The sequence below is a fragment of the Pseudomonas sp. NPDC089392 genome (genome assembly GCF_044749595.1).
Lineage (GTDB): Bacteria > Pseudomonadota > Gammaproteobacteria > Pseudomonadales > Pseudomonadaceae > Aquipseudomonas.
In genome coordinates, this window is the sequence record NZ_JBIVIF010000029.1 from 1 (window position 1) to 10,465 (window position 10,465).

A 10,465-nucleotide genomic window follows, 5' to 3' on the forward strand; every position below is an offset into this window, starting at 1 on the left:
AGCGGCCTTGTGCCGCGAAGCGCCGCGCGGGCGGCGCTCGATCGAATAGGCGCTGCTAAAGGCATGGAGAACACCTTGCCTTTTCTTGACTGACCAGCATTACGGCAGGCCCGGCCCTTTCGCGGGTAAACCCGCTCCTACAACGGCCCTGCGATTGCCGCTTTCAATGCAGGCGCGGGCTCGCCCGCGAAGCACGCGCCACCAATAGGCCAGCAGCTGCAATATGATCCACCCGACACCCCAGGGTTTTCCCTCCCCCCCAACCCGCGTATCATCCGCACACACAAATCTGAACAATCCCACGCCAGCCCCAGACCAAAGGTCTTGCGCTCCCAGCGTGCCAGGCAGTTTCAGATACCCAGACAATCATCAGTGACATACAACGACCGGCCAGCAACACGGCCAGGCCAGGCATGCCGGCTGTCCGACGGATGGGACGGTGCCCGATGAGATTTGAAGGAATAGGTTTTGATCAAGCGTAGAAAGGTTGCAATCGTAGGCTGTGCATACCGTTTTCCCGGCTCTTCCAATGCCGGCTTCTGGCAAAACCTGATGGAAGGGCGCGATCTGGTGACCCAGGTCGACCCGTCCCGCTGGGACAAGGGCGAGTTCCTGCACCCAGACAAGTCCAGCCCTGCAACCAGCTATACCTTCGCCTCAGGCACCCTGGGCGACATCAGTGCCTTCGACGCGGGTTTTTTCAGCATCTCGCCGCGTGAAGCCGCAATGATGGACCCGCAGCAGCGCATACTGCTGGAAATGTGCTGGGAAACCTTCGAAAACGCCGGGGTCAAACCGTCCAGCCTGCGTGGTAGCAACTGCGGCGTGTACCTGGGCATTGCTGGCGTAGAGCAGTCCTACCGTGTGATCGAGGACCTGGCGACCATCGACGCCGCCACCGCCACCGGCAACACCATGAGCATCGCGGCCAACCGTCTGTCGTTTTTCTACGACCTGCGCGGGCCGAGCATGGCGATCGACACGGCGTGTTCGTCGTCGCTGGTGGCCTTCCACCAGGCATGCCAGGCCATTCTCAGCGGTGATGTCGACCAGGCCGTGACCGGCGGTATCAGCCTGCACATGCACCCGTTCGGTTTCATGATCTTCGCCAAGGCGACCATGCTGTCGCGTACCGGGCGCTGCCAGTCGTTCGACGAGAACGGCGACGGTTACGCCCGTTCCGAAGGCGGCGGGCTGTTCCTGCTCAAGGACTACGACCAGGCGCTGGCCGATGGCAACCCCATCCTGGCGGTGGTTGCAGCCAGTGCGGTGAACACCGATGGGCGCAAGTCCAGCCTGACCTTGCCCAATGCCGAAGCCCAGGCCGCGTTGCTCAAGCGTGCCTACGCCCAGGCCGGCATCGCCCCCGAGCAGCTGGACTACCTGGAAGCCCACGGCACCGGTACCGCCGTGGGTGACCCAATCGAAACCCGCGCCATCGGCGAAGCACTGGGCCAGGGGCGAGGCGCCGGCAACCCGCTGCCGATCGGCTCGGTGAAGAGCAACCTCGGCCACCTGGAGGCTGCCTCCGGCGCCGCCGGGCTGATGAAGGCGCTTAACTGCCTGGCCGAGCGCACCGTGCCCGCCACCATTGGCGTGCAGGCGCTGAACCCGAATATCGCCTTTGCCGACCTTAACCTGCAGGTGGTAACCGAGCCGTTGCCGCTCAAGGCGGATGGCCAGCTGACGGTGGGCGTGAACTCGTTCGGCTTTGGCGGGGCCAACGCCCACGTCATCCTGCAAAGCCCTGAACCACAAGCGCCAAGTCCGGCACCGGCCAGCACGCAGCGGGTGCCGTTGCTGCTCAGCGCCAAGACCGAAGAAGGCCTGCGCGCAACCGCCGAGCGCTTTGCCGCTTACCTGGCCGAGCATCCCCAGGCCGACTACTACGATGTGGCCTACCAGGCGATGTTCCGCCGCGATGCGCACAGCCACCGCCTGTTGCTGGTCAGCGACAACGCCGCCGAAGCCGCCCAGGCACTGGATGACTATGCCCAGGACCCGACACTCAGCGAGCTGAGCGCGGTGCTGGAGGCAGGCCAGGCGCTGGACGCCGCCTCGGCACCGGTGTTTGTCTATTCCGGCAACGGTTCGCAATGGCAAGGCATGGGCCGGGCGATGCTCGACCAACCGCTGTTTGCCGCCGCCGTGGCTGAAGTGGACGCCCTGTTCCAGCCCCTGGCGGGCTACTCGCTGCGCGCCGAACTGCTGGGTGAAAATGGCGAAGGCCGCTATGCCCGCACCGAAATCGCCCAGCCAGCGCTGTTTGCCCTGCAAGTGGCGGTTACCCGGGTGCTGGCTGCCGAAGGCATTCAGCCCGTTGCGGTAATCGGCCACAGTGTCGGTGAAGTGGCCGCAGCCTGGGCCAGCGGCGCGCTGAGCCTGGAGGATGCCACCCAGGTCATCTACCACCGCAGCCGCCTGCAAGGCCTGACCCGCGGTACCGGGCAGATGACTGCGGTCGGCCTGTCGGGCGAGGCCACGGCGCAGCTGATTGCCGAACTGAAGCTGGACGGCCGCCTGGTGGTGGCCGGTGAGAACAGCGCCCGCGGCGCCACGGTGGCCGGTGAGGTCGACGCCCTGGCAGTGCTGGAAGAGACCCTGGGCGAGCGCCAGGTATTCGCCCGCCGCCTGGACCTGGACTACGCCTTCCACTCGCCGGCAATGAACCCCATCGAGCAGGCGGTTATCGCCGACCTCGCGCACATTCGCCCGCGTGCCACGCACATTCCGTTCTACTCCACCGTGGTCGGTGGCGAGCTAGACGGCGAGCGCCTGGACAGCCAGTACTGGTGGCAGAACATTCGCTTCCCGGTGCTGTTCCAGGGCGCGCTGGATACCCTGGTGCGCAGTGGCCTGAACCTGTTTGTCGAAGTGGGCCCGCATGCAATCCTGCGCAGCTACGTCAGCGATGTGCTGGCCGAGTGCGAACAGCCGGGGCAAGTGGTTACCACCCTCAAGCGCAACGACCACAGCCCGCTGCTGCTGGAGCGCACGGTGGCCCGCCTGCTGATTGCCGGTGTCGAGCCGCAATGGCAGGCCCGCTTCCCGGTGGCCGGGCGCCAGCTGCGCCTGCCCAACTATGCCTGGCAGCGTGACCACTTCAGCCTGCCGGTCAGCGCCGAGTCCAACAGCCCGCTGGGCCGTCAGCGCGTGCACCCGTTGCTCGGCTACCCGGTACCCGACCTGGCATTGACCTGGGAAAACCGCCTGGACACGCAGCAGTACCCGACCCTGGCCGACCACAAGGTTGGCGAGTCGGTGCTGTTCCCGGGCGCCGGCTTTACCGAGCTGGCACTGGCCGTGGCGCAACTGCACCAGCCGGGTCAGTTCGTTGACATCGAAGAGCTGGAAATCCACAACCCGCTGCTGTTGAACAGCGAGGGCAGCAAGAAGGTGCGCGTGCAGGTGGAAGAGGCCGATGGCACCTTGCGCATCACCTCGCGCACCCTGGCCCAGCGCGAGGACTGGGTACAGCACGTGGTGGCGCGCCTGCCGGGTGAAGCCCGCGGCGTGCTGCTGGACGCCCGTGCGCCGGCGCTGCCGGCACGCCCGGCCGACTTTACCGGCGAGCAGCACCTGGCGTTGACCTGCGCGGTTGGCCTGAACTACGGCCCGGCCTACCAGACCGTGGCCGCCGCCTGGGTAGAGGCGGAGCGCGTGGTGGCCCAGCTGGCTGTGCCGGCTGCCATCGAACACGAACTGGCAGGCCTGCACCTGCACCCGGCACTGCTGGACGGCGCCTTCCAGCTGATCACCGAGCTGCTGGCCAGCCGCCCGGGCCGTAACGACGGCCTGGCCTTCATCCCGGTCAAACTGGGGCGTATTGCCTTCACCAACGCTGGCGGTGTACCGGTGCTGGCCGAGGTGCGTCAACGCAAGCGCACCGCGCATTCGCTGCTTGTCGACTTCACCCTGTTCGATGCCAGCGGCGCTGCCGTGCTGGCGATCAAGGACGCGCGCATGCGTGCCGTGCGCCTGCAATACGACCGCAGTGGCGATATCAAGCGCATGGGCCATGTGGGCCTGGCGGCGCCGGGCAAGGTAGTGCCGCTGCAGCGCCATGCCGTGGCCCGCACGCCATTGGCCGAGGCCTTGCAGTGCCTGGCCGACGAGCCGGCGCAGGTGCGTTACCTGAATGAAGTGGAGCCACTGCTGGACGTGCTGTGCAGCAGCTTTGTGCTGGATGCCGTCGAGCAGGCCGGTGGCCGCCTGAGCGCAGAGCAGGTCGCGCTGTGGTCGCAAACCCAGGGCGACTTCCTCGCGGCCCTGCTGCGCCACGCCGAGCAGGACGGCAGCCTGCTGCGCAGCGCTGATGGCGGCTGGCAGCTGGCCGACCTGGGCGAGCGCCCGTCATCGGAGGCTATCTGGCAAGAGCTGTTCCAGAGCTACCCCGAGTACTTCCAGATTATCCATTCGGTGGGCCGTATCGGCCGCCACCTGCCGGCATTGCTGGAGGGCAGCCAGGCCTTCGACACGCTGCAGCCGCGGGAAACCAGCGGTGCCAGCCTGGCGCGCCTGGTGCTGGGCGCAGCAGGCCAGCAACACCTGCTGAGCGGTATTGGCCAGACCTTGGCCGAGCGCCTGGCACATCTGCCGGCAGGCCAGCGCCTGCGCGTGCTGGAAATCGGCTTTGGCGGGGCTTCGTTTGCCGAACTGCTGTACGCCGGCCTGGATTTCGACCGCATCGATTATGCCTACTGCGTCGCCGAGCCCGAGCTTGAGCAACGCCTGCGTGACGATTGCCCGGCCCTGCAGGTGCTGGGCCTGGAGCAACTGGCCGAGGCCGGTAAGTTCGATTGGGTGCTGGTGCCTAGCGACCTTGGCGAACTGGGTGCGGTGGGCGATGCCCTGCGCCTGGCCAGTGCCCAGCTCAATCCCCACGGCCAGTTGGCGCTGCTGGGGCAGTACCCGGCACGTTGGGCCGATTTCGTGTTCGGCGCCCAGCCCGAATGGTGGCTGGCCGGCCCGCAGCAGGCGTTGTCACGCCAGCAGGGCCCGGCGTTCTGGAGCCATGAGCTGCAACGTCATGGCCTGACCGCGCTGTACACGCTGGAAGCCTTGCCGGGTAACGCCTGTGGCAGCTATCTGCTGCTGGCCGACAAGCCGGCGGGTGCTGACACTGCTGCAACAGTGGCTGTGCAACGCTGGGCCGTGCTCGCCGAAGCCGGGCAGTGCGCTGCCCTGAGCCTGGCCGAGCAGCTGCGTGCCCAGGGCCAGCAGGTTGACCTGCTGCTGCCGGGTGACGCCCAGGCGCTGGCGGCCCAGCTTGGCGCCCTGGCCCAGCCCCCGGAGCATGTGCTGCACCTGGCCGGTTTCGACAGCGCCGCTGGCCTGGATGGCCAGGCCGAGCGCTGCATGCAGGCTGCCGCGCTGGTGCAGGCCTGTGAGTCGCTGGCGATTGCGCCGCAGTGCTGGCTGTTCAGCCGCGGCGCCGCCGAGCACCTGTACAGCACCGATACCGCCGCTGACGTGTCGGCCATTGCCGACGCCGCACTGTGGGGCTTTGGCCGTACCCTGGCCAACGAATCGCCCACCTGCCGCATTCGCCAGCTCGACCTGGCCCACGCGGCACCTGTAGAGCTGGCAGTGCCAGCATTGCTGCAGGCCGACGGCGAAACCGAGCTGGCCCTGGATGCCGAAGGCCGTCGTTACGTACCGCGCCTGCGCGTGCTGGCCGGCCAGCCGCGCAGCAGCGGCAGCGAAGCGCAGTGGGTATGCCTGGGCTTCGACCTGCCAGGCCAGCTGCGCAACCTGCGTTGGGAAGTGCGCGAGCCGCGTCAGCCGGCAGCAGACGAGCTGGACATCGCCGTGCGCGCCACGGGCCTTAACTTCCGTGACGTGATGTTCGCCCTTGGCCTGTTGTCGGACGAAGCCATCGAAAACGGCTTCTCCGGCCCCACCCTGGGCTTTGAATTTGCCGGTGTGGTACAGGGCAAAGGTGCCGAGGTGGTCGGCGATTTCGCCCCGGGCGACCGCGTGGTGGGCTTTGGCCCGTGCAGCTTTGCCAACCGCCTGATGACCAACGCCAACGCCGTGGCACGCATCCCCGAAGGGATGTCGTTCGAAGCGGCAGCGACCATTCCAAGTACCTTCTTCACCGTGTACTACGCGCTGCATCACCTGGCGCGCCTGGAGCCGGGCGAGAAGGTGCTGATCCACGGCGCTGCTGGTGGCGTGGGCATTGCCGCCATCCAGATCGCCAAGTGGCTGGGGGCGGAGATCCATGCCACTGCCGGCAGCGACGAGAAGCGCGACTTCCTGCGCCTGCTGGGCGTGGACAACGTCTACGACTCGCGTTCGCTGGCTTATGCCGACCAGGTACTGGCGGCCACTGGCGGGCGTGGTGTGGACGTGGTGCTCAACTCGCTGGCCGGTGAGGCCATCAACCGCAACTTCCAGGTGCTCAAGCCGTTTGGCCGCTTCCTGGAGCTGGGCAAGCGCGACTTCTACCAGAACACCCGCATCGGCCTGCGCCCGTTCCGCAACAACATCAGCTACTTCGGTATCGATGCCGACCAGCTGATGAGCGAGCGCCCAACGCTCACTCGCCGGTTGTTCGCCGAAATGATGGACCTGTTTGCCCAGGGCATCCTGCACCCGCTGCCGTTCCGCGAATTCGACGCCAACCAGGTGGTCGAGGCCTACCGCTACATGCAGCAGGCGCGGCAGATCGGCAAGGTGGTGGTGACCTACGCCAACCCCATCCAGCAAACCGTCGACACCCGTGCCCAACCGGCGCGAGCACTGCAGCTTGCCGCCGATGCCAGCTACCTGGTCACCGGTGGCCTGGGCGGCTTTGGCCTGCGCACGGCGCAGTGGCTGATCGACAAAGGTGCCCGCCACCTGGTGCTGCTGGGCCGTCGTGGCCCGGCCAGCGCCGAAGCCCAGCCGCAGTTGGCGCTGTGGCACGCCCAAGGCATCGACGTGCAGGCCGTGGCCTGCGACATCACCGACCGTGGGCAACTGCACGCGGTGTTCGAGCGCATCGCCGCCAGCCCATGGCCACTGCGTGGCCTGGTGCATGCCGCAACGGTGATCGACGACAGCCTGATCCGCAACCTGGACGGCGACCAGCTGCGCCGCGTGCTGGAGCCCAAGGCCAAGGGTGCGCAGTACCTGCATGAGCTGGCCCAGGGCCTGGCGCTGGACTTCTTCGTGATGTTCTCTTCGGCCACCACACTGTTCGGCAACCCCGGCCAGGCCAACTACGTGGCAGCCAACCACTGGCTCGAAGCCCTGGCGCGGCACCGCCGTGCCCAAGGCCAGGCGGCCACCGCCGTGCTGTGGGGCGCCATCGACGATGTCGGCTTCCTGGCGCGCAACAGCCAGATCAAGGACGCCCTGCAAAGCCGCATGGGTGGCGCGGCGCTGCGGGCCGAAGCAGCCCTGGCCCAGCTGGAGGCCATGCTGCTGGACGGCGACAACGGCCACGGCGTGCTGGAGCTGGACTTCAAGGCGCTGGCGCGCTTCCTGCCCAGCGCCACTACGCCGCGCTTTGTCGAACTGGCGCGTGCCTATGGCGGTGATCAGGAAGATGAAGGCAGCGGCGAAGATATTCAGCGCATGCTGGCGGAACTTGACGATGCCGAGTTGCTTGAGCGCTTCGCGGAAATGCTCAAGCACGAGGTGTGCGAGATTCTGCGCCTGCCGCCGGCCCGCCTGGATGCCCAGCGCCCGCTGCAGGAACTGGGGCTGGACTCGTTGATGAGCGTCGAGTTGGTGGTGGCGCTGGAGGAGCGTTTTGGTATTCGCCTGCCGGTGATGGAGCTGAGCGACAGCTCCAGCATCGACAAGCTTGCCGCGCGGCTGCTGGAGCTGCTGCGCGGTGAAGGGGGCAGCAGTGAAGAGCAACTGGCGCAGAATGTGCTTGCCCGTCATGGCAACGAACATAGCGCCGAAGACTTGGCGCAGTTGAACGCTGCCCTGGCCGACACCAGCACGGCCCCCAACCGATTGATTGACTAAGAGCGCTAGATGACAGCCAAAACCCCGACCGGCCTTGGTGGCGATACCAAGCAACGCCTGATCCAGCAAGCCCTTGCGCGCCGCAGCCATCTCGCCGCCGGGGCCGTGCAGGGTTCCACCCTGGAGCAGGCGCAGCAGGCTGCACTGAAGGTGCCCGAGGCGTTCTATCGTTTTGACCAGCACCCGGGTTACCAGCAGCTGCGCGTCATTCAGCAGGGCGCGCAGCGGTTGGGGTTGAGCAACCCGTTCTTCCGCCTGCACCAGGGTACAGCCGGTGCCCAGACGCAGATTGGCGAGCGCGAATACCTCAACTTTGCCAGTTACAACTACCTGGGCTACTCCGGCCACCCGAGCGTGGCCGAAGCGGCCAAGGCCGCGATCGACCGCTACGGCACCTCGGTGTCGGCCAGCCGCCCGGTTTCCGGTGACCGCCCGCTGCACCGCGAGCTGGAGCGCGAACTGGCCAGCCTGTATGACGTGGACGATGCGGTGGTGATGGTCAGTGGCCACGCCACCAATGTCACCACCATCGGCTACCTGTTCGGGCCACGTGACCTGGTGGTGCATGACGAGCTGATTCACAACAGCGTGTTGCAGGGTATCCAGCTGTCGGGTGCCCGCCGCTTGAGTTTTGCCCATAACGACTGGCAAGCGCTGGACCGTTTGCTGGGTGAGCAGCGCCAGCACTTCGAGCGGGTGCTGGTGGTGGTGGAAGGCATCTACAGCATGGATGGCGACTACCCCGAGTTGCCCCGGTTCGTCGAGCTCAAGCACAAGCACAAAGTGTTCTTGATGGTGGATGAAGCCCATTCGCTGGGTGTGATGGGGGCGACGGGCAAAGGTATTCGCGAGCACTTTGGCCTGGCGGGCGATGACGTTGATATCTGGATGGGGACGCTGAGCAAGACCCTGGCCAGTTGCGGTGGTTATATCGCCGGCAGTACAGCGTTGATCGAGCACCTGAAGTTTCTGGCGCCGGGCTTTTTGTACAGTGTCGGCATGCCACCGGCGGTGACGGCCTCGGCGTTGGCCGCGTTGAAGCTGCTGGCGGATGACCGCGAGCGCGTGGCGCAGGTGCAGGCGCGTGGCGAGTTGTTCCTGCGCCTGGCCCAGGAAGCGGGGCTGGACACCGCGACCAGTACCGGGTTGGCGGTTATTCCGGTGATTACCGGCAGTTCGTTCAAGGCCGGGCGCTTGTCCAGTGCCCTGTTCGAGCGCGGCATCAATGCCCAGCCGATCCTGTACCCGGCGGTGCCGGAGCATTCGGCGCGGGTGCGGTTCTTTGTGTCTTGCGAGCATACGGAAGAGCAGATCCGGCACACCGTGGCGGTGGTGGCGGAAGAGGTGGCGCGGTTGGGGTGAGGGCAATGCCTACAGCCAGATGGCATCCCAGTGCGGGTAGTCGCCGACATTGGGTGCCAGGCCAGCCCTGACAGGGTTGGCAATGATGTACCGCGCGGCATTGAGCAGATCATCATCCTTGCGCATGGCGCGATCGCAATAGCCCGACTGCCAGATGGGCATGCATGTTACCCCGGCCTTGCGCAAGGCAAGGCTGGACCTGGATTTGAAGCGGCGCATCAAGGTGGCCAGGGTTACCTGTTTCAGTTCTATCAGCCAATGTACATGGTCGGGCATGACGACCCAGGCCAGTGTGACACAGCTGTTTTCCCGGTCGGCCTGACGCAGGTGGTTGACCACCAGCCTGGCGTGGTTGAAGTTGTGGAACAGGGGGCGGCGGTGGTGAGTGACGGTTGTCAGCATGTACAGCCTGCCGGGGTGCGAAACCCTGTGGCGGCGCAGGTGATGGGCATGGGCGTAGTGCATATGTTCATCCTTGAGAGCACGATTGCCCCAGCCAGCGTAGTCACCATCATGGCGCCTGCGCCGATTCAACCATTTCAGAATGTGCACCACCGACCAATGTAGGAGCGGGTTCACCCGCGAATGCGATGGCGGCTGCAACCGTGAATGACCGGGGGATATTGGCCAGCAGGCCCGGCCCATTCGCGGGTAAACCCGCTCCTACAACGGGCTGTGCCGAACCACCAATGTGTGTGCACCCCCCGACCTGTGCCGAACCACCGATGTGCATGCGCCACCGGCCTGTACCGAACCACCGATGTGCATGCGCCACTGGCCTGTGCCGAACCACCGCTGTGTATGCACCACCGATCAATGTAGGAGCGGGTTCACCCGCGAATGCGGTGGCGGCTGCGACGGTGAATGACCGGGGGATATTGGCCAGCAGGCCTGGCCCATTCGCGGGTAAACCCGCTCCTACAACGGGCTGTGCCGAACCACCAATGTGTGTGCACCCCCCGACCAGTACCGAACCACCGATGTGCATGCGCCACCGGCCTGTACCGAACCACCGATGTGCATGCGCCACTGGCCTGTGCCGAACCACCGGTGTGTATGCACCACCGATCAATGTAGGAGCGGGTTCACCCGCGAATACGGTGGCGGCTGCAACGGTGAATGACCGGGGGATATT

General features: G+C 66.0%; 3 protein-coding genes. 2 read left to right on the forward strand and 1 reads right to left on the reverse strand.

Annotation, left to right across the window (positions count from 1 at the left end; genetic code table 11):
- The first annotated feature begins 468 nt into the window (after positions 1-468).
- Positions 469-7,968 carry an SDR family NAD(P)-dependent oxidoreductase gene (locus ACIP1G_RS21805; protein ID WP_400740691.1) on the forward strand — a complete coding sequence of 2,500 codons (7,500 nt, stop codon included), beginning with the start codon at positions 469-471 and terminating at the stop codon, positions 7,966-7,968.
- A 9-nt stretch (positions 7,969-7,977) separates the two neighbouring features.
- Positions 7,978-9,330 carry an aminotransferase class I/II-fold pyridoxal phosphate-dependent enzyme gene (locus tag ACIP1G_RS21810; protein ID WP_400740693.1) on the forward strand — a complete coding sequence of 451 codons (1,353 nt, stop codon included), beginning with the start codon at positions 7,978-7,980 and terminating at the stop codon, positions 9,328-9,330.
- A gap of 9 nt (positions 9,331-9,339) precedes the next feature.
- Here the strand turns inward: ACIP1G_RS21810 and ACIP1G_RS21815 are convergent, their stop codons facing one another.
- Positions 9,340-9,795 carry an REP-associated tyrosine transposase gene (locus ACIP1G_RS21815; protein ID WP_400740695.1) on the reverse strand — a complete coding sequence of 152 codons (456 nt, stop codon included), beginning with the start codon at positions 9,793-9,795 and terminating at the stop codon, positions 9,340-9,342.
- Positions 9,796-10,465 lie beyond the last annotated feature (670 nt).

Coding starts and splice junctions, on each gene's coding strand:
- ACIP1G_RS21810 (WP_400740693.1), top strand. CDS start 7,978: ATGACAGCCAAAACCCCGACCGGCCTTGGTGGCGATACCAAGCAACGC.
- ACIP1G_RS21815 (WP_400740695.1), bottom strand. CDS start 9,795: ATGCACTACGCCCATGCCCATCACCTGCGCCGCCACAGGGTTTCGCAC.